Origin of the sequence: Sphingomonas sp. CFBP 13720 (genome assembly GCF_014842075.1) — a bacterium.
In the GTDB taxonomy this organism is placed as follows: Bacteria; Pseudomonadota; Alphaproteobacteria; order Sphingomonadales; family Sphingomonadaceae; genus Sphingomonas.
This window is the reverse complement of the sequence record NZ_JACYVA010000003.1, coordinates 431,928-451,425: the sequence shown is the minus strand read 5'-3', so window position 1 is coordinate 451,425 and position 19,498 is coordinate 431,928. Positions and strand designations below refer to the sequence as shown.

Genomic DNA, 19,498 nt, shown 5'->3' with positions numbered 1-19,498 from the left:
TCAGCACGGATGACTATGAATCAGCCTTCAACACATTTGGGAATCCTGAATGTCGATCCCGCCTAGGGCGTTTCCTTAGCCAAGGGGTCAGAACCCCTGAATCGCATCCGGATCGAGACACCCGATCAGTCGCCGGGCCGCACGCCGGGCGAAGGACAGTGTGCCTCGCTTGCGGATATGCGCGGGCAGGGGGGTCGTGCTGGCCTCGCGCAGGATCGTCGCTTCGTAGCGATCAGCGACGATGATACCGGTGCGGGAGGGCATAAATACCTCTCCCTCCAACGGCGAGACATCGAAGCCCGCCGGGACCGCCCAGAAATACCGGTCGCAATGGGCGAGATAATCGGTCCATTTCCCGTCGCCGAACAGATCGGCACGCGACACCTTAATCTCGACGATCACGATCTGTCCGCGCGCGTCGATGGCCATCAGATCGGCTCGGCGACCGCCGTCCAGCGGCACTTCAGGCATCGCGGTCAGATCATGCGCAAGCAGCATACGAGTGACGCCGCGCGCGACTTCGGCCGCGATCGGCGGCCGGGTGTCGGACAGGATGACGGGGGAGGGGGCGATACTGGCCATCGCGCCGGTATAGAACATTCCACGAACGATGGAAGTGCGAACGGCGGACCGTTCGCTGGTCAGCGTTCAGCGATAAAACACGTGATTACCGACCGATGCGACACGTGCCTTGCCCCAGTTCGGGCTGAGGTGACGCGCGTGGAAGTACAGCGCGTTCTTGGCAGGACTGTCCCACAAATCCTTCGCCGCGACACGGGCGATGGCGACGGCGGTCTTCCATGCGCGACGGCCGGGGTCGACCTGGGGCAGCTTGCCGCCTTTGACGAACGAAAACTGCCCCGGCTGCTTCACGACCGAACAGATCGATGCCGGGAAGCGCCCCGACGTGGTACGGTTGAGGATGACATCGGCGACGGCCAGCTGGCCCGCGAGCGGCTCGCCCTTCGATTCATAATAGACACCGACGGCGAGGCAATTCAGCTCTTCGTCGTCGATCGTGGCGCTCTGCGCGGCGACGGCGGCATCGAGCGAGGAGAAGTCGGCGTCGTCCGTGGTGGCAATGGCCGGCGTCACGGTGACGTCCTGAACGATTTCGGTCTGGGGAGCGAACTGCACCGCGGAAGTCGAAACGGCGGGAGTCGCGGGAACCTTCGGCGCGGCCGAGAGGTTATTCAGACTGGTCGGCGAGACGGTCTCCTCTGCGAGAACCGGCGAGGCCAGACCGGCGGCAACGCCGGCAAGAAATGTCACGGCGGCGATCGTCGCCGTGGGAAAACCAAACTTCATCTGCCGTCGTTATTATGCGGTTGGTGCGCGTTCAGCGTGCTTCCGTCGCCGGAACCAGATGAACGGGCGTGCCCCCCGACTGCGTAACCGATCGGTATCGCACCCCGACCGGCACAACGCTTGTGCCTGTTGCCAGCGGCCTAGGGTTCGTTACGCTTTGGTGTCAATCGGCCCACAGGGTTTCAGCGGCCAACCGTTCGGCCGCTGCGACGACCGCCTCCACCACCCAGATGTCGGGATCGCTGGCGCGACGCCGCTGCCAATAGGCTGTAAGTACAGTTTCTTCGTTCGATTCCGGGCTGCGCTGGGCGATGACCGCGCTTCCGTCCAGCTTGCGTTCACGTTCGAACAGCCGGGGCGGACCATCCCGATCGATCGCGAGCAGCAGGATGACGCCCGATTCGCGATCGCCGCGTGCAAGGATCATCGCCTGTCCGCCCGCCTGTTCGACCGCGCGGACGAAGGCGTTGACGCGCAGATGCGTCGGCCAGTCGCTCATGCGCCGCCATAGCCGGGCAGCGTGGCTAGCGCGATACGGCTTTTCATGAACGTGCCGGTGCCGCGCGATGCTTCCTCGCCGGTCGCGTCGATCAGATGCGCATCGGCGATGAACACCCGGCGGCGGCCGCTGACCCAGCGTCCCTCGGCGACGACCGGCCCCAGCCCCAGCGGGCGGGTAAGCAGCAGGTTGAATGCCGTCGTCAGCAGGAAACGATCGGTGACGAGGCTGTTGGCGGCATAAAAGGCAGCGTCGTCAAGCATCTTGAAATAAGCGGTGCCGTGCGCTGCGCCCGCCGCATGGAAATGACGGTCGTCGATTGTGAAATGGATCCGGGCGACCCCGGCATGCGGTATCTCCAGCCGCGAGTCGAACAGCCGGTTTATCGGCGCGGCGGCATATAGCGCCTCCAGCGCGCGGAAGTGCGCCGCTTCGCCGTCGAGCGGCGGATCAGGCGGCGTCACGCGCCTCGACACCCGACAACAGCGCGTAGAGCGCGTCGCTGGACCCCGCACCGCGCAACTTCGCGCGGAACGCGGTATCGCGCAGCGCCCGCGACACCCGCGCCAGCGCTTTCAAATGGTCGCCGCCCGCACCGGGTGGAGAGAATAGTGCGAAGACGAGGTCGACCGGCAGGTCGTCCACCGCCGCATAGTCGATCGGACGATGCAGCCGCAGGAACATGCCATGCACCCGGTCGATCGTATCGATCCGGACATGGGGGATCGCGGTGCCTCCCCCAAATGCGGTCGAACCGAGCTTTTCGCGATCGGCCAGCATTTCGGCGACAAGCTTCGCCGGTACGCCGGACATGGGTTCGGCGGCTGCGGCGATGATGCCGAACAATGCCTTTCGGGTGCCGGCGGAAATATCCGCCAGCACCGTTCCCGGCGTGACCAGGTCGTGGAAATCGAACACTAGGCCGCGCGGTTGGGCTCAACCCAGCCGATCGTGCCGTCGTGACGACGATAGACCATGTTGAACGAACCCGTGCCGCTATTCTTGAACAGCAGCGCGTTGGTGTTGCGCAGGTCGAGCATCATCACCGCGTCCGATACGCTGGCGTCGGGCACGTCGACACGGGTTTCGGCGATGATGAGCGGGGCGTCAGGGACTTCCTCCTCGCGCTCGTCGCCCCCGAACACGGTATAGCCCGCATTGTCGAAGCCATTGGCATAACCGTTGTCATACCCGCCCGCTTCGTTCAGCGCGGTCGCCTGACCTGCATTACGGTCCTTCAGGCGGCGGGTGTAGCGGCGAAGCTGCTTTTCGATCTTGTCGGCGGCACCGGCGAACGTACCCTGCGCTTCCTGTCCGCTGCCATGCCCCTTGAGGACGAGGCCGTGCGTGACGTGGCACACGATGTCGCAGACGAAGCCGTTATCGTGCGGTCCCTTGCCGAAGGTCGCGGTAGCCGAGATCGCGCGCTGGAAATATTTGTCGGCCAAGCCCTGGAGACGCTCCTGGACCATCTCCTTCAGTGCGTCCCCAGTGTCGACCTGGTGCCCCGAAACCCGGATGTCCATGTAATCCTCCGTCGTTGAAAACTCGAAATACCGCTGTGAGGCGGACAGGACCAACGCGTCAAGCCGACGACTGGTCCCAGAGCGGCTGCTTCAGCGTGGCGATGAACGCGGCATGCGCCGCAAGTTCGACGTCGTTCGCCGCAAAATGGCGGGGCGGCCGGACGCGCGACGGCGCGACCGCGATCGTCGATGCGACGGTCGGGGCCGGAACCGCATCCAGACCGAAGCCGATCTGGCGACCGCCCATCAGCTCGACATAAACCTGCGCCAGCAATTGGGCGTCGAGCAGTGCGCCGTGGAGCACGCGATGACTGCGATCGATGCCGAATCGGTTGCACAGCGCGTCGAGCGTGTGCTTCGCGCCGGGATGCCGGCTGCGTGCCATGGTGAGCGTGTCGACCATCCGGCTGAGGCAGATTGGATCACGCCGGCACTGCGCCAGTTCGCCGTTCAGAAAACCGAAATCGAAGCTGGCATTGTGCGCGATCAGGGGACTGTCGCCAAGGAACGCCAGCAGATCGTCGACGCCGGCATGAAAGGCGGGTTTGTCCGACAGGAACGCATCCGACAGGCCGTGAACCGCCTGCGCCTCCGCCGGCATCATGCGCCCTGGGTTGAAATAGGCGTGGAACACGCGACCGGTTTCGACCCGGTTGACCAGTTCGACACAGCCGATTTCGACCAGCCGGTCGCCCTCCGAAAATTTGAAGCCAGTGGTTTCGGTGTCGAATACGATTTCGCGCATGCGTCCTTATCCGCCTTCGGCGACCGCCAGGCAAGCGATCAGCGCGACGACCTGCGCCCGGGTTGCGTCCAGCGGCATACCGGTATCGATCACGTAGTCCGCTCGGGCGCGTTTATCATCGTCCGGCATTTGCGTCGCGAGAATCGCGTCGAACGTCGCGGGCGTCATGCCGGGCCGGGACAGCACGCGCGCGCGCTGGATTTCCGGATCGGCCGAAACGACCGCGACCCGGTCGCAGGTCCGATCCCCGCCGGTTTCGAACAACAACGGGACGTCGAGCACGACCAGCGGTTCAGCGGCATGCGCGGCAAGGAACGCCTGTCGCTGCATCGCCACCGCCGGATGCACGATCGCTTCGAGCCGGGTTCGCGCGGTATCGTCGCCGAAGATCGCCTGACGTAGCGCCGGACGGTCGAGACCCGTCGGACCGGTCGTTCCCGGAAACGCCGCCTCGATCGCGGGCAGCAGTGCACCACCCGGTGCCTGCAATGCATGGACGGTCGCATCGGCATCGAACACTGGTACGCCCGCATCGCTGAACATCGTCGCGACCGTCGACTTGCCCATCCCGATCGATCCGGTCAGGCCGAGGACGATGGTCACGCCAGCAGCAGTTCGCGCAACTCGTCGTCGCGGGTGCGCGGTGCCTCCACGCCGAAGAACAATTCGAACGCCAATGCCGCCTGCCCGACCAGCATTTCCAGCCCGTCGACGGTATCGAGGCCCCGGTCATGCGCCTGCGCCAACAACGGCGTTTCGATCGGCGCATAGACCGCGTCGTACACCACGGCGTCTTCGGGCAGGGGAGCGAGGTCGATGGTCAGCGGCGGCTGCCCAGTCATGCCCAACGTGCTGGCGTTGACGAGCAGCCGGGCAGGAGGCACCGGTGCAGTCAGCGGCAGCGCGTCTCCCTTCAGTCCGAACGTGGCGAGCAGTGCGGCAGCCTTGAGCGGATTGCGGTTGAGGATCGTCACCCGTCCCACGCCCAGCTTGGAAAGCGCGAACAGAATTGCCCGCGCCGCGCCGCCCGCGCCGATCACGCACACCGGCTGGCGTGTCAGGTCCAGCCCGGCGATCGGAGCGTGAAAGCCGGCAGCATCGGTATTGGTGCCGATCCAGCGAAGGTCCTCGCCACGGAATACGGTGTTGATCGCCCCGATCGATCCCCGCACGTCGCCCGGATCGGCGACATGATCGAGCGCCGCCAGTTTGTGGGGGACGGTGATGTTACAGCCGCGCCATGCCGGATCGTCGCGCCGATCGTCGAAATAGGCGGCAAGGTCGGAGGGTTTCACGTGAAACGACCGATAGTCCGCATCCATGCCGATCTGATCCAGCCAGAACCGATGGATCCGCGGCGACTTGGATTGGGCGATCGGATCGCCGATCACTTCAGCATAGGGTTTCATGCGGCGAGTTTCCCCCGTTGGCGCAGATAGCGCGCGACCTCGATCAACGGCATGCCGAGGATCGTCCAGTGATCGCCTTCGACCCGGTCGAAAAGCTGAACGCCCGGTCCCTCGATCCGGAAACACCCGACACAGCCGGCAATGGCCGGCCATTCGGCGTCGAGATAAGATTCGATGAAGCCGTCGGACAACGACCGGACGGTCAGCCGCGCATGACCGACGTGACGCCATACCGGACGGCCATCCTCGACGATCACCGCCGCGCTGAACAGATCGTGGCGTCCGCCCGACATCGCGCGCAGATGCGCTGTGGCATTGGCACGGTCGACCGGCTTGTCGAGCACCGTACCGTCGGCGAGCGTGACGACTGAATCTGCGCCGAGCACCATCGTGCCGGGAACGCGCGTCGCGGCGCGCAACGCCTTCATTTCGGCGAGCGCATCGGCAAGGTCGCGCGGCTTGAGCGCTTCCGCCGCCAGCGCCGCCTTCGCCGCATCCTCATCAAGGCCGCTGGGGATCGCATCGTGCTCGATGCCGGCGGCATCAAGCATCGCGCGGCGCGACGCACTGGTGGAGGCGAGTACGAAGCTCATGCGCGCGGCTCCAGCCGGCGTTCGTTCGCCAGCGTGATGATCGCCGCCGCCGTTTCCTCGATCGAACGCCGCGTGACGTCGATCACCGGCCAGCCATTGTCGGCGAACATCCGCCGCGCATAGGATAGTTCACGCACTACCGCATCCTGTTCGACATAATCGGTGTCGGGCATCTGGTTGAGCGACAACAGTCGGTTGCGGCGGATCGCGATCAACCGGTCGGCACTGGTCGTCAGGCCGACGACAAGCGGATTGCGCAGCGCGAACAGGATCGGCGGCGGCGGGCTTTCGACGACGATCGGGATATTGGCGGTCTTGTATCCGCGATTGGCGAGGTAGATCGACGTCGGGGTCTTGGACGAACGCGATACGCCAGCAAGGACGATTTCGGCTTCTTCCCAATCCTCCGAGGCGATGCCGTCATCGTGCGCGATCGTCCACTGAATCGCCTCGACCCGCGCGAAATAGGCGGCGTCGAGCGTATGCTGCCGCCCCGGACGTGCCTTCGCTTCCTGGCCCAGCAGCGCCGACAGCGCATTGCTCACGGCGTCCATCGGCGCGACTGCGCGCAGGCCGAGCGTCGCGCAACGCGCCTCCAGCATGCGGCGGATCACCGGGTTGACCAGTGTATAGAGCACCAGTCCCGGATTGACGGTGATTTCCGACAGGATGCGTTCGAGATGCGTTTCGGATCGCACCATCGGCCAGAAATGACGCATCGTATCGACGTCGTCGAACTGTGCCAGTGCCGCCTTCGCAATATTCTCCAGCGTCTCGCCGGTGGAGTCGGACAACAGGTGGAGATGCAGGCGCATATCGCCCCTTTGCGCACAAGGCTGTGGATAAGTCGGGGGTCCGCGCTAGCGCAACTCGGGCTTGCCGCCAAGCTGTGGGCAACCGGGCTTTTATCCCCGATCCATCCACAATCCCGGCACAGGCACCAGTTTGCCCCACAGGCTGTGGATAATGGGGACGGGCGTCGGTGAATCGGCGGAACCGTGCGGTTCGGCCTACGTCAATCTGTTGGCATTTCGGGCAATCCACCATAAGCCCCGGAACCCACCGCCCAACCTCTTCCACCAGTCTTATAGATTCTACTTATTATAGTAGTGGAGCGACGACGCTGACCGGTTCACCCCCAAATAAATCGCTTCTTCGCACGCTGGCCGGCGAACGGCAGTCCGTCCCGCCAATCTGGCTGATGCGACAGGCGGGACGGTATCTGCCCGAATATCGCGCGCTGCGGGCGGAGAAGGGCGGGTTCCTCGATCTCGTCAACGATCCGCCCGCCGCGACCGAGGTGACGTTGCAACCGCTGCGCCGGTTCGCGTTCGACGGCGCGATCCTGTTCAGCGACATCCTGATGGTTCCCAACGCGCTAGGACAGCGTCTGTGGTTCGAGGCGGGGGAGGGGCCGCGACTGGCCCCCGAACTGCGGACCCGCGCGGCGATCGACGCGCTGGAAGCCGATTCAGCGATCCTCGACCCGATCTATGCGACGGTGCGTGGCGTCGCGGCTTCGCTGCCGCCGACCACTACCTTCCTTGGCTTCGCAGGATCGCCGTGGACGGTCGCCACCTACATGATTGCCGGCAAGGGCAGTCGGGAGCAGGCGGAGGCTCGCAGGCTCGCCTATGCCGATCCAGCGGCCGTACAAACGCTGATCGACCGCATCGCCGACATGACGGTCGATTATCTGGCCGGACAGGTCGCGGCGGGCGTAGAGGCGGTGCAGTTGTTCGACAGCTGGTCGGGAAGCCTGGCGCCCGTCGAATTCGAACGCTGGGTCGTGGCACCGACCGCGCGGATCGTGGAACGGCTACGCGCGCGGGTGAACGTACCGGTGATCGGCTTTCCGAAGGGCGCGGGGGGCAAGCTGGCCGCCTATGCCCGCGAAACCGGCGTCGACGCGATCGGTCTGGACGAAACGGTCGATCCGGTCTGGGCCGACCGCGAGCTGCCGGCGACAATGCCGGTGCAGGGCAATCTCGATCCGCTGCTGCTGATCGCAGGTGGCGAGGCGCTGGATCGCGGGGTCGACCGGGTGCTGGCGGCGTTCGCGGATCGGCCGCATATCTTCAACCTAGGCCATGGCATCCAGCAGGATACGCCGATCGCGCATGTCGAGCGGCTGGTGGCAAGGGTGCGCGGGCGATGACCGGCTTCCTCGGCGCAGCCTATCCGTGGGTGAAGGCGGCGCACATCGTGTTCGTCATCTTCTGGATGGCCGGACTGTTCATGTTTCCCCGCTATCTGGTCCATCACCAGGAAGGATTGTCCGATCCGGCCGAACCGGCGCGGTGGATCCGGCGCGAAGGGCTGTTGCGGCGGATGATCCTGACCCCGTCGCTAGTGGTTGTCTGGGTGCTGGGACTGGCGCTGGCGGTGAATATCGGGTTGCTGGACGGTGGTGCCGGGCTGGGCTGGCTGCATGCCAAGTTGGCGTTCGTACTGTTGCTCAGTGGCTATCATGGCTGGGCGGTGGGCTATGCCCGCAAACTGGCGGCGAGTCGTCCGACCTTGAAGCCACGCCAGTTGCGGTTGCTGAACGAGGTGCCCGCGCTGGCGGCTGCGGTGATCGTAGTGCTGGCGGTCGTGAAGCCGTTCTAGAACAGGGGAACAGAAAAGGATCTGACCTGCATCGCCGTCGTGTCGATGGCGGTACAGTCTACGCCGGTCGACAAGCAGGCCGGACTGGTCGGGGGTCTGATGTACTTCATGGGCCGCATCGATCGCGCGGCACCGGGGTTGGACTATGCCGAGGAACTGGCGCGGCTGATCCGCACCAAGGATGGTGAAGCCAAGGTCCGGGCGGCGGCACCACGTTGCGGGACGATCTTGCAGGAACGTGGAACGTCGATGCAGCGCTGGGGCGGGGCGTTGCGAGAAGCCGGCAGGAAATAAGAGCAGACGGCGGCTCGCTTGACTTGGCGGGACGTGCATTCTAGGCCGATGCCGTTGGTGCCCGGTCCTCGGTGCGCCCGTCCCAGCCGCTCGCGTCCGCCGTTCCGCCGACCTTGCCCTTCTATCGCTGACCTGGACCTCCCCCATGCATCTTAAAGATCTGAAAAAACACGCCCCCGCCGAACTCGTGTCGATGGCCGAGGAACTGGGGGTCGAAGGCGCATCGACGATGCGCAAGCAGGACCTGATGTTCGCGATCCTGAAGGCGCGCGCCGAAAATGGCGAGCAGATCATGGGCGTCGGCACGATCGAGGTGTTGCAGGACGGCTTCGGCTTTCTGCGCAGCCCGGAGGCGAACTATCTCGCGGGGCCGGACGATATCTATATCTCGCCCAACCAGGTGCGGAAGCACGGGTTGCGCACCGGTGACACTGTCGAAGGCGAAGTACGCGCACCCAAGGACGGCGAGCGTTATTTCGCGCTGACCCGTCTGGTATCGGTCAATTTCGACGATCCCGACGCGGTGCGTCATCGCGTCAATTTCGACAATCTCACGCCGCTCTATCCCGAGAGCAAGCTGACGCTCGACCAGCTCGATCCGACGATCAAGGACAAGTCGGCGCGCGTGATCGACATCGTGTCGCCGCAGGGCAAGGGGCAGCGTACGCTGATCGTGGCACCGCCGCGCGTCGGCAAGACGGTCATGTTGCAGAACATGGCCAAGGCGATCACCGACAACCATCCCGAAGTGTTCCTGATCGTGCTGCTGATCGACGAGCGGCCCGAGGAAGTCACCGACATGCAGCGAAGCGTGAAGGGCGAGGTCGTGTCGTCCACGTTCGACGAACCGGCGCAGCGTCACGTCCAGGTCGCCGAAATGGTGATCGAAAAGGCGAAGCGGCTGGTCGAGCACAAGCGCGACGTCGTCATCCTGCTCGATTCGATCACACGCCTTGGTCGCGCGTACAACACGGTCGTGCCGTCGTCGGGCAAGGTGCTGACCGGCGGTGTCGATGCGAACGCATTGCAGCGGCCGAAGCGCTTCTTCGGTGCGGCGCGTAACATCGAGGAGGGCGGTTCGCTGTCGATCATCGCCACCGCGCTGATCGATACCGGCAGCCGGATGGACGAGGTGATCTTCGAAGAGTTCAAGGGCACCGGCAATTCGGAAATCGTGCTGGACCGAAAGGTCGCCGACAAGCGCGTATTCCCGGCGCTCGATGTCGGCAAGTCCGGTACGCGCAAGGAAGAATTGCTGGTCGACAAGACCAAGCTGTCCAAGATGTGGGTATTGCGTCGCATTTTGATGCAGATGGGCACGATCGATGCGGTCGAGTTCCTGCTCGACAAGATGAAGAATTCGAAGACGAACGAAGATTTCTTCGACAGCATGAATCAGTAACGGCGAGCGGTCCGGGTGGATTGCCGCCGGGAATCACCGCTGGCGACCGGTCAGCGCGCCGACCGGCCGGGCATTCCACCGAACTCCACAACGCCGCGTATTCCCTTGGGACTACGCGGCGTTGTCGCATTCCGAACCGTTTCCCGCTACCGTGCACGGCCAAGCCACCGGGGACCAACGCCATGAAGATCAACGTCGAAGTCGACTGCACCCCCGAAGAAGCCCGCCGTGCAATGGGCCTGCCGGACTTCACGCCCGTGCATGAACGCTATGTCGCGATGCTGACCGAGACGATAGAGAAGGGCGCCAGCCCCGAAATGCTCGACCAGATGATGAAGAGCTGGGCGCCGATGGGCGAGGCGGGCATGACGTTCTGGCGGCGGATGTTCGAGACGGCAGGACGTGGCGGCTGAGGTGATCGATACGATCTTTGCGGTGTCGAGTGGGCGGCCACCCGCCGCGATCGCGGTGTTGCGGATATCGGGACCGGACGCGATGCGCGCTGCGGTAGCGATGAGCGGACCGCTCCCACCGGAACGCCGCGCGACGCTTCGGGCACTGTATGATCCTGTGGATAACCGGTTGCTGGATCGTGGATTGTTGTTGGTGTTTCCCGGTCCGGCGACCGCAACCGGCGAAGATCTGGTCGAACTGCACTTGCACGGCGGACGGGCAGTGGTCGACGGGGTCGAGGCAGCGCTTGCGGCGATACCCGGCCTTCGCCCGGCCGCGCCTGGTGAATTTACCCGGCGCGCATTGGCGAACGGGCGGATCGACCTCACCGAAGCGGAAGGGTTGGCCGATTTGTTGTCGGCGGAAACCGAGGCACAACGTCGAATGGCGATCGATGCCAGCGGCGGACGGTTGCGAAGACTGGTGGGAGAGTGGTCCGAGCAGGCACTGACGCTTTCTGCTATGATCGAGGCGTTGCTGGATCATGCCGACGAGGATGACGTCGATGCCAGCGACGCGGTCGTCGGTCGGGTCCGCCACGATGCGGCACGGCTGGCGGATGCGATCGATACGGTGCTGTCGGCTCCGCCGGTCGAGCGGCTGCGTGATGGCATCCGGGTCGTGCTTGCGGGCCCACCGAATGCCGGCAAATCGACCCTGCTCAACCGGCTGGTCGAACGCGAGGCAGCGATCGTGTCACCGGTGGCGGGGACCACGCGCGACCGGATCGAGATACCGGTGACGCGCAACGGTATGGCATGGCTGTTCATCGATACCGCCGGTATTCGACACGGTGCGGATGATGCCGTCGAACGGATCGGGATCGAGCGTGCGTCGCGCGCAATGGCCGAGGCGGATATCGTCTTGTGGCTTGGCGAGGATGAGCCGCCAGTCGGCGCGATTGGATTGTTTCCCCGGTGCGATCTGCCCGGACGAACAATCCCATCCGATCGGATAGGGGTGTCCGCGGTAACGGGTGTGGGAATGGGAGTACTCTGGACGAGGTTGACCGAACATGGTCGGTCGCTCCTGCCCAAGACCGACGAGGTCGCGTTGAACCGCCGGCAACGGACCGACGCTGCTACCGCTGCTGCTGCGTTACAGCGGGCGTCGATGCAGCAAGACCCCCTGTTGATCGGAGAGGAACTGCGCTATGCGATCGGCGGGTTCGCGGCGCTGACAGGCGTTCGCGCGACCGAGGCAATGCTCGATACGCTGTTCGGGCGTTTTTGTATCGGCAAATAATGTTCCACGTGGAACGATGAACCATGACCTATGATGTACTGATCGTCGGCGGAGGACATGCCGGCACCGAGGCTGCGGCCGCCGCGGCCCGACGTGGGGCCAAGACGCTTCTGATCGATTTCGATCCGACGCGGATCGGCGCAATGTCGTGCAATCCTGCGATTGGCGGATTGGGCAAGGGACATATCGTCCGGGAAATCGATGCACTCGACGGGCTGATGGCGCGGGCTGCGGATGCTGCGGCGATTCATCACCGCATGCTCAACCGGAGCAAGGGGTCGGCGGTACAGGGACCACGGGTGCAGGCGGATCGGGTCCGCTATGCTGCTGCCGTGCGGGAGTTGCTCGCGCATCCGATGCTGACGATCATGGCCGGAGACAGTGTCGCCTTGACCACACTGGCTGGCCGGGTCACCGGCGTCGAACTGGCGGATGGCGCACGGATAGCCGCGAGGACGGTCGTACTGGCGACCGGGACGTTCCTTGGCGGAACGATGTTTCGTGGTGACGAACGGGCGGTGGGCGGACGCGTGGGCGAACGGGCCGCAACCCGTCTGGGCCAACAATTGCGCGACCTCGCGTTGCCGATTGCGCGGTTGAAGACCGGTACGCCGCCACGTCTGGATGGACGGACGATCGATTGGGCCGCGCTGCCCGAACAGCCATCGGACGCGGACGCATGGACGATGTCGCCGCTTTCGGACCCCAAGTTGCGCCTGCCACAACTCGATTGCGCCATCGCGCGAACGACGGCCGAGACGCATGATATTATCCGAGCGGGGCTCGATCGCTCGCCCCTGTTCTCTGGATCGATCGAAGGGCGCGGGCCGCGATATTGCCCGTCGATCGAGGACAAGGTCCACCGGTTCGGCGACCGTGACGGGCATCAAATCTTCCTCGAGCCTGAGGGATTGGACACACATCTGGTCTATCCCAACGGGGTATCGACGTCACTGCCGACCGACGTGCAACTGGCGATGCTGCGAAGCGTCGCCGGGCTGGAACGGGTCGAGATCGTCACGCCGGGTTATGCCGTCGAGTATGACTATATCGATCCGCGCGCGCTGGACGCGACGCTGGCGCTGCGTGCTATCGACGGGCTGTACTTCGCGGGCCAGATCAATGGCACGACGGGATATGAGGAAGCCGGCGGCCAAGGGCTGGTCGCAGGTGCCAACGCAGCGGCGGCAGCGCTGGGCTTGGCACCGCTTATCCTCGATCGAGCATCGAGCTACATTGGCGTGATGATCGACGATCTGGTGTTGCAGGGCGTATCCGAACCGTACCGGATGATGACTGCGCGGGCAGAGTTTCGGCTGCGACTACGGTCCGACAATGCCACGACGCGGCTTGGCACCGTCGGAAAGGACGCAGGCTTGCTTTCGCCGGAACGCATTGCGTTCAACGCCGCCCGGGCCGAACGACGCGAAGCGCTGGCACCATTGCTGGACCGTCGGTCATCGGCAGGCGCATTGCAACGATTGGGTGCACCGGTCTCCGGAACCGATACCCGGACCGGGGCGCAATGGCTTCAGGTTCACGGGGTACATCCAAGGCATATCGGGCTGGACGAAACGACCGACGACGTGTTGGCAGAGCTGGTCGAGGACGCACGGTACGCGCCCTACCTGGAGCGACAGGCGGCGGAACTTGCTGCCGCGCGGGACGATCATGTCGTGTTGGCGGGTGACTTTCCGTTCGCAGAAGTGCCGGGATTGTCGAACGAGATGATCGAACGGTTGAGCGCCGCTGCGCCGGAAACGCTGGCTGCGGCGGGTCGGATACAGGGCGTGACCCCGGCAGCGCTGGTCGCGATTCTGCTGCATAGCCGCGCAAGGATCGCCGCATGACCGAAGAGGCAGCGCGCGCGTGGATCGCAGCACGGTACGATGCCGCTCGGCTCCAACAGCTCGACCGGTTCGCGGCGATGATCGTCAGGGAAACCTTCAATCAGAACCTGATTGCGGCGTCGACGATCGATACGATCTGGCAACGGCATGTACTGGATTCCGCGCAACTAGTGCCGTTGGTAGCGGAAGCAGGTGAGGGCGACTGGATCGATATCGGAGCAGGGGCGGGCTTTCCCGGCATCGTCGCAGCGATTCTGACTGACCGGCGGGTGGTACTGGTCGAACCGCGTGCGAAGCGCGCAACACTGCTCAACGATATGGCTGATCTGATGGGACTATCGAACGTCGTCGTGCATCAATCGAAGATCGAGCGGCTGGACGTGACCACGCCTGCAGCCATTGTTTCGGCGCGAGCGGTCGCGCGATTGACTGCAATATTTTCGATGGGCCATCGGCACGCAGACGCAGATACGATATGGGTGCTGCCCAAGGGGCGTTCCGCAGAAGACGAAGTATCGGAAGCGCGTGCCGACTGGCACGGAACGTTTCACGTGGAACAGAGCATCACCGATCCGACGTCATCGATCGTGATCGCGCAGGGAGTGCGCCGGAAATGATTTGCATTGCCATCGCAAACCAGAAGGGCGGCGTCGGCAAGACCACCACCGCGATCAACGTCGGTACGGCGCTGGCGGCGACCGGCCTGGACGTCCTGATCCTCGATCTCGATCCGCAGGGAAACGCATCGACCGGGCTCGGCATCGGTCGTAACGACCGGGAATATTCGACCTATGATCTGCTCGTCGGCGACATGATGCTGACCGAAGCGGCGATCCCGACCAAGGTGCCGCGTCTGTCGATCGTACCGGCGACGGTCGACCTGTCAGGCGCTGAGATCGAGCTGATCGAGTTCGAGGTACGGACGCACCGACTCGACCGGGTGGTAGAGGCGAGCGGCGGGAAATGGGATGTGATCCTGATCGACTGTCCGCCGTCGCTGGGTCTGCTGACGATCAACGCGATGGTCGCCAGCCATGCGTTGCTGGTGCCGTTGCAATGCGAGTTCTTCGCGCTGGAGGGGCTGAGCCAGTTGCTCAGCACGGTCGAACGCATCCGTGAGCGTTTTAATCCGGGGCTATCGATCCTTGGGGTGGTGCTGACGATGTATGATCGCCGTAACCGGCTCACGGATCAGGTCTCGGACGATGTCCGTGCCGTGCTGGGCAAAGTGGTGTTCGACACTGTCATCCCGCGCAACGTCCGGCTGTCCGAGGCACCGAGCCACGGCATGCCCGCGCTGATCTACGATTATCGTTGTGCGGGATCCGAAGCCTATATCGCGCTGGCCCGCGAAGTGATCCAGCGGTTGCCGGTACTGGCGGAGGCAGCATGAGCGACGCGCTTTCCCCCCGCCGGCCACGCAGCGGACTGGGTCGTGGGCTTAGTTCACTGCTCGGCGATAGCGACGGTGAAACGGGCAATGGTCGGGCCCAGACGGTTCCGACCGGTGTGCGTCAATTACCGGTTACGGCACTATCGCCATTGCCGGGACAGCCACGGCGGTTCTTCGACGAATCGGCGCTCGACGAACTGGCGGAATCGATCGCGGCGCGCGGCGTCATCCAGCCGATCGTGGTGCGCCCGCATGGCAAGGGGTTCCAGATCGTCGCTGGCGAACGGCGCTGGCGTGCGGCACAACGGGCGCGACTACACGAAGTGCCGGTGGTCGTTCGCGACTTTACCGACGCGGAGACGATGGAAATCGCGCTGGTCGAAAATATCCAGCGTCGCGATCTGACTGCGATCGAGGAGGCGGAAGGCTATCGTCGGCTGATCGACGAGTTCGGTCATACGCAGGAAGCGTTGGCCAATCTGGTCGCCAAGTCACGCAGCCACGTCACCAACCTGCTCCGGTTGCTGGAACTGCCCAAACCGATTCAGGACATGGTCGGCGACCAGCGGCTCAGCATGGGTCATGCCCGCGCACTCATCAACGTGCCCGAAGCCGAAGCGATCGCCGAACGGGTCGTTGCGAAGGGACTGTCGGTCCGCGACGCGGAACGACTGGCACGCAATGCGCGCAACCCGGTCGAGCGAAAGGCTAGAGGGGCGGCACGTCCCTCATCCGGCAGCGAGGGCGAAACAGGTGATGCCGATCTGCGCGCACTCGAACGGCAACTCGGGGACGTGCTGGGACTTGCGGTCCAGATCGGGCACAGCGGCAATGGCGGGACGATATCAGTCGCATATTCCACGTTGGATCAATTGGATATGCTGTGTCAGCGTCTGAGCGGCGAGCGTATTTGATACGGTAAATTTACCCGCCGGTGTCATGCCGTGGATATGGATGCACGTACTCGCTTCGATCACGATACCGCCAATTATCTGTCTGATCGTCTTTCGGCAGCGCCTGATCCGGCGGCGACCTGCGCCATCGGTCGCGTCATCGAAATCGCCGGACCGTCGAGCGCCGTTGCGCTCGATCTCGGGGTGGTCGCGCGACTGGCCGGGAACGACGATACCGCGATCAGCTTTGCGGGACAGGTCGGATCGCAGGTCCGCATGCGGGTCGGCGATAAATGGATCATCGCGAATATTCGCGAACTGCGTCTGGCCCCCGGCGATGCAACCAGCGCAATCGCGCAGGTCGATTTCATGGGGGAAGCGAAAGAGGACGCGGCGACCGGGCAGTGGCGCGGTTTTCGTCGCGGCGTCACGCGCTATCCATTGCCGGGAACGCCGGTATTTCCGGTGACGTCCGACGATCTGCGCCAACTGCATGCCGCACAGGACCGCCCGCATATCGAGATCGGGCACGTCTATCCCAGCGATGACATCCGGGCCGCACTGTATGTCGACGGGCTGCTGGGCAAGCATTTTGCGCTGCTGGGATCGACCGGCACCGGCAAATCGACCACCGCCGCGTTGATCCTGCACCGGATCTGTCGCGCCAGTCCGCAAGGGCATGTCGTGATGATCGATCCGCACGGCGAATATGCTGCCGCGTTCGGCGAAATCGGCGCGTCCTTCGACGTATCCAACCTGCAAATGCCCTACTGGCTGCTCAATTTCGAAGAGCATTGCGAGATATTCCTGACGTCCACCGGGTCCGAACGACAGATCGACGCCGACATCCTGAACAAATGCATCCTGCAGGCAAAGTCGAAGAACCGGTTGGCGCAGGAGATCGGCAAGATCACCATCGATTCACCGATTCCGTATCTGTTGTCGGACCTGACCAATATCCTGCAACTGGAAATGGGAAAGATGGATCGCGCGGGCGACAGCGCGCCCTATATGCGGATCAAGAGCAAGGTCGACGAGATCAAGGCCGATCCGCGCTATGGATTCATGTTTTCGGGCATGCTGGTCGCCGATACAATGGCGGCGTTCCTGAAACGCATCTTCCGCCTTCCGGCCGACGGACGACCTATTTCGATCATCGATGTCTCGGGCGTGCCATCGGAAATCACGTCGGTCGTCGTCGCGGTCCTTGGCCGGATGGTGTTCGACTATGCGATCTGGTCGCGTGGCGAGGCGGAACGGCCGATCCTGCTGATCTGCGAGGAAGCGCATCGCTATGTCCCCAACGAACGAAACTCGGACGGATCGTCGGTTGCCCGCATTCTCGGGCGGATCGCGAAGGAAGGCCGGAAATACGGCGTATCGCTGGGGCTGATAACGCAGCGTCCTTCGGACCTTGCCGAAGGAGTGCTGTCGCAGTGCGGCACGATCATCGCCATGCGACTGAACAACGAACGCGATCAGGCCTTCGTCCGCGCGGCGATGCCGGAGTCCGCACGGGGGTTTCTCGACGCGATCCCGGCGCTGCGCAATCGCGAATGCATCGTGGTGGGTGAGGGGGTGGCGACGCCGATCCGCGTCATGATCGACGCGCTGGAAGAAGCATCCCGACCGGCATCGGCCGATCCGTCGTTCACCGCGCTATGGCGCGAAACGGGGGGTGAGGACGGCATCGTCGAGCGAACGATCCGGCGGTGGCGCACACAGGGGCGATAACGGCATCGAACTGCGATCCGTTCGTGCGGGCGATGCGCACCGGTCAAAACCCGATTTACCGCAGCGCCATCAACCGACCGACCTGCCGACGGAAGCGAACCAGCTCGTCGCCCGCCAACTGCTGGACGGTTGAAAAGGATACCGATCGGGGATCGATCGGCACGCCGCTACGCCAGAGTTCGTAATGAAGATGCGGTCCGGTCGACAGGCCGGTCGATCCGACATAGCCGATGACCTGACCCCGGCTGACACGCGTGCCGGGCGCGACCGCGATACGGCTCATATGGCCATAGCCGGTTGCAAGGCCGCCGCCGTGATTGAGCTTCACGAAGTTGCCATAACCGCCATGGCGGCCCGCCATCGCAACCACGCCGTCGGTGGCGGCACGAATCGGCGTGCCATAGCCGGCGGCGAAGTCCATGCCCTTGTGCAGCTTGCGAAAACCGAGGATCGGATGCACGCGCCAGCCGAAATTGGACGATATGCGCGCCGCGACCGGCCACGTCATCACGCCCTTGCGTTCGCCGATGCCCGCCGGATCGAGCCATTCGGTCCGGCCATCGTCCTGCCAACGGATCAGGTGAACGTCGCGTCGACCGTCCAGCCCGGCATAGAGAAGCTGACCCAGTTGTACTTCGCCGGTCGCAGCGCGCGCCTGTTCCACGATCAGGTCGAAGCGATCATCCTGATCCACCTGTCCCATCGGAACGAAGCCCGACACCGATTTGATGAAGGACTCGATCGCTTTGGCGGGTGCGCCTGCTGCTCGCGCGGCACGATACAGGCTGACACCGACGCGCCCCCGGATGCGCAGCGGCGTGCGGTCGATCGCGATCGGCGTGGCGTCGACCCGCAGTACGCCGCCTTCCCGCACGACGGCCAGCGCCAGATCGAACCGGGCGCGAAAGGCAACGCGTTCGAGTGGCCGGGCCTGCGCCCGCGAATCACGACGACCCAGCGTGATGTCGAGCCGGGTGGCAGGCGAGAGTTCGGCGGGATCGACCTGACTCGCGACCATCGTCGCGACCTGTGCCGCCTCGGCCGATGCGACACCGGACCGTCGAAGCGCATCGGCGATGCCGGCGCCGAGCGTGGCGGTCGCTTCGAGGATCGGACGTTCGGGTGTGTCGTTCAGCGGCCGGACGCCGCTGGTCGGTGCGAGGCGCATGCCGCTGTTCGCACCCAATGCACCTGCGCCGAACGACAGGCTGCGCGCGTCGTCCAGCGCGGCGCCGTCGAACGTAGCGGGAACGCCGCCGATAATCGGGCGACCCAGCTCCGGCGACAATAGCCAGACGGCCCCGCACAACGCGGCGCAGGTTGCCAGTCCGCGAAACCAGTCGCGCGATCCGATCGCCGCGCCCAGATCGGGTGTCCAGTCGAACGATCCGATCGTCCCGCGCCACCGGTCGATGCGCGGGGCGGCCATGACGGGCGCGCGCCCGAATTGCAGCGCACCGCCGCCCCCGGCCAGTTCCAGTCCATGATCCGCGCGCAGGAACACCCGCGATTCCCCCAAGGCGGCCGGTCCACCGGCCCATCGC

23 protein-coding genes are annotated in these 19,498 nt (G+C 64.4%); 11 read left to right on the top strand and 12 right to left on the bottom strand.

What is annotated here, in order from left to right:
• Positions 1 to 87: 87 nt before the first annotated feature.
• From IFT55_RS09720 to IFT55_RS09670, 11 genes are all read right to left on the bottom strand, one after another.
• A complete protein-coding gene (locus IFT55_RS09720) occupies positions 88 to 582 on the bottom strand; it encodes an MmcB family DNA repair protein (protein WP_249403746.1) in 495 nt (164 codons plus the stop codon).
• 66 nt (positions 583 to 648) lie between these two features.
• A complete protein-coding gene (locus IFT55_RS09715; protein WP_192091467.1) occupies positions 649 to 1,308 on the bottom strand; it encodes a cell wall hydrolase in 660 nt (219 codons plus the stop codon).
• 163 nt (positions 1,309 to 1,471) lie between these two features.
• A complete protein-coding gene (locus IFT55_RS09710) occupies positions 1,472 to 1,807 on the bottom strand; it encodes a DUF1491 family protein (protein ID WP_192091466.1) in 336 nt (111 codons plus the stop codon).
• Positions 1,804 to 2,271: a PaaI family thioesterase gene (locus IFT55_RS09705; protein ID WP_192091465.1), complete on the bottom strand. Its 468-nt coding sequence runs from the start codon at positions 2,269 to 2,271 to the stop codon at positions 1,804 to 1,806. The genes IFT55_RS09710 and IFT55_RS09705 overlap by 4 nt, the downstream gene beginning before the upstream one ends.
• Positions 2,258 to 2,725: a PTS sugar transporter subunit IIA gene (locus tag IFT55_RS09700; protein WP_192091464.1), complete on the bottom strand. Its 468-nt coding sequence runs from the start codon at positions 2,723 to 2,725 to the stop codon at positions 2,258 to 2,260. The genes IFT55_RS09705 and IFT55_RS09700 overlap by 14 nt, the downstream gene beginning before the upstream one ends.
• Positions 2,725 to 3,333, bottom strand: coding sequence for a ribosome hibernation-promoting factor, HPF/YfiA family (gene hpf, locus IFT55_RS09695; RefSeq protein WP_192091463.1), 609 nt, complete (start codon positions 3,331 to 3,333; stop codon positions 2,725 to 2,727). The genes IFT55_RS09700 and hpf overlap by 1 nt, the downstream gene beginning before the upstream one ends.
• 58 nt (positions 3,334 to 3,391) lie before the next feature.
• Positions 3,392 to 4,078, bottom strand: coding sequence for a DNA polymerase III subunit epsilon (gene dnaQ, locus IFT55_RS09690; RefSeq protein ID WP_192091461.1), 687 nt, complete (start codon positions 4,076 to 4,078; stop codon positions 3,392 to 3,394).
• A gap of 6 nt (positions 4,079 to 4,084) precedes the next feature.
• Positions 4,085 to 4,681, bottom strand: a complete 597-nt coding sequence (gene coaE / locus IFT55_RS09685) for a dephospho-CoA kinase (RefSeq protein WP_342029273.1) — start codon at positions 4,679 to 4,681, stop codon at positions 4,085 to 4,087.
• The gene (locus IFT55_RS09680) at positions 4,678 to 5,487 is read right to left on the bottom strand and encodes a shikimate dehydrogenase family protein (protein ID WP_192091459.1); all 810 of its coding nucleotides are present in this window, start codon (positions 5,485 to 5,487) and stop codon (positions 4,678 to 4,680) included. The genes coaE and IFT55_RS09680 overlap by 4 nt, the downstream gene beginning before the upstream one ends.
• A complete protein-coding gene (locus tag IFT55_RS09675; protein ID WP_192091457.1) occupies positions 5,484 to 6,080 on the bottom strand; it encodes a Maf family protein in 597 nt (198 codons plus the stop codon). Before IFT55_RS09675 ends, IFT55_RS09680 begins: the two co-directional genes overlap by 4 nt.
• Positions 6,077 to 6,895: a pyruvate, water dikinase regulatory protein gene (locus IFT55_RS09670; protein ID WP_192091455.1), complete on the bottom strand. Its 819-nt coding sequence runs from the start codon at positions 6,893 to 6,895 to the stop codon at positions 6,077 to 6,079. Before IFT55_RS09670 ends, IFT55_RS09675 begins: the two co-directional genes overlap by 4 nt.
• Before the next feature lie 308 nt (positions 6,896 to 7,203).
• Between IFT55_RS09670 and hemE the strand changes: the two genes are divergently transcribed.
• The 11 genes from hemE (at position 7,204) to IFT55_RS09615 (ending at position 17,954) form a co-directional block, all read left to right on the top strand.
• A complete protein-coding gene (gene hemE, locus IFT55_RS09665) occupies positions 7,204 to 8,238 on the top strand; it encodes a uroporphyrinogen decarboxylase (protein WP_192091560.1) in 1,035 nt (344 codons plus the stop codon).
• The gene (locus tag IFT55_RS09660) at positions 8,235 to 8,690 is read left to right on the top strand and encodes a CopD family protein (RefSeq protein WP_192091453.1); all 456 of its coding nucleotides are present in this window, start codon (positions 8,235 to 8,237) and stop codon (positions 8,688 to 8,690) included. Before hemE ends, IFT55_RS09660 begins: the two co-directional genes overlap by 4 nt.
• Before the next feature lie 45 nt (positions 8,691 to 8,735).
• Positions 8,736 to 8,984 carry a hypothetical protein gene (locus IFT55_RS09655; RefSeq protein ID WP_192091451.1) on the top strand — a complete coding sequence of 83 codons (249 nt, stop codon included), beginning with the start codon at positions 8,736 to 8,738 and terminating at the stop codon, positions 8,982 to 8,984.
• 145 nt (positions 8,985 to 9,129) lie between these two features.
• The gene (gene rho, locus IFT55_RS09650) at positions 9,130 to 10,386 is read left to right on the top strand and encodes a transcription termination factor Rho (protein WP_192091449.1); all 1,257 of its coding nucleotides are present in this window, start codon (positions 9,130 to 9,132) and stop codon (positions 10,384 to 10,386) included.
• Positions 10,387 to 10,568: 182 nt separating this feature from the next.
• Positions 10,569 to 10,799: a DUF6489 family protein gene (locus IFT55_RS09645; protein ID WP_192091447.1), complete on the top strand. Its 231-nt coding sequence runs from the start codon at positions 10,569 to 10,571 to the stop codon at positions 10,797 to 10,799.
• 1 nt (position 10,800) lies between these two features.
• Positions 10,801 to 12,084: a tRNA uridine-5-carboxymethylaminomethyl(34) synthesis GTPase MnmE gene (gene mnmE / locus IFT55_RS09640; RefSeq protein WP_192091445.1), complete on the top strand. Its 1,284-nt coding sequence runs from the start codon at positions 10,801 to 10,803 to the stop codon at positions 12,082 to 12,084.
• 23 nt (positions 12,085 to 12,107) lie between these two features.
• On the top strand, positions 12,108 to 13,934 hold the full coding sequence (gene mnmG, locus IFT55_RS09635) for a tRNA uridine-5-carboxymethylaminomethyl(34) synthesis enzyme MnmG (RefSeq protein ID WP_192091443.1): 1,827 nt from the start codon (positions 12,108 to 12,110) through the stop codon (positions 13,932 to 13,934).
• Positions 13,931 to 14,551, top strand: a complete 621-nt coding sequence (rsmG, locus tag IFT55_RS09630) for a 16S rRNA (guanine(527)-N(7))-methyltransferase RsmG (RefSeq protein WP_192091441.1) — start codon at positions 13,931 to 13,933, stop codon at positions 14,549 to 14,551. The genes mnmG and rsmG overlap by 4 nt, the downstream gene beginning before the upstream one ends.
• Positions 14,548 to 15,327 carry a ParA family protein gene (locus tag IFT55_RS09625; RefSeq protein WP_192091439.1) on the top strand — a complete coding sequence of 260 codons (780 nt, stop codon included), beginning with the start codon at positions 14,548 to 14,550 and terminating at the stop codon, positions 15,325 to 15,327. The genes rsmG and IFT55_RS09625 overlap by 4 nt, the downstream gene beginning before the upstream one ends.
• Positions 15,324 to 16,241 (top strand): ParB/RepB/Spo0J family partition protein, encoded by a 918-nt coding sequence (locus tag IFT55_RS09620; protein ID WP_192091437.1) that lies wholly within the window; start codon positions 15,324 to 15,326, stop codon positions 16,239 to 16,241. The genes IFT55_RS09625 and IFT55_RS09620 overlap by 4 nt, the downstream gene beginning before the upstream one ends.
• Positions 16,242 to 16,277: 36 nt before the next feature.
• On the top strand, positions 16,278 to 17,954 hold the full coding sequence (locus IFT55_RS09615) for an ATP-binding protein (RefSeq protein ID WP_192091435.1): 1,677 nt from the start codon (positions 16,278 to 16,280) through the stop codon (positions 17,952 to 17,954).
• 55 nt (positions 17,955 to 18,009) lie between these two features.
• Here the strand turns inward: IFT55_RS09615 and IFT55_RS09610 are convergent, their stop codons facing one another.
• A complete protein-coding gene (locus IFT55_RS09610) occupies positions 18,010 to 19,458 on the bottom strand; it encodes a peptidoglycan DD-metalloendopeptidase family protein (RefSeq protein ID WP_192091429.1) in 1,449 nt (482 codons plus the stop codon).
• Positions 19,459 to 19,498 lie beyond the last annotated feature (40 nt).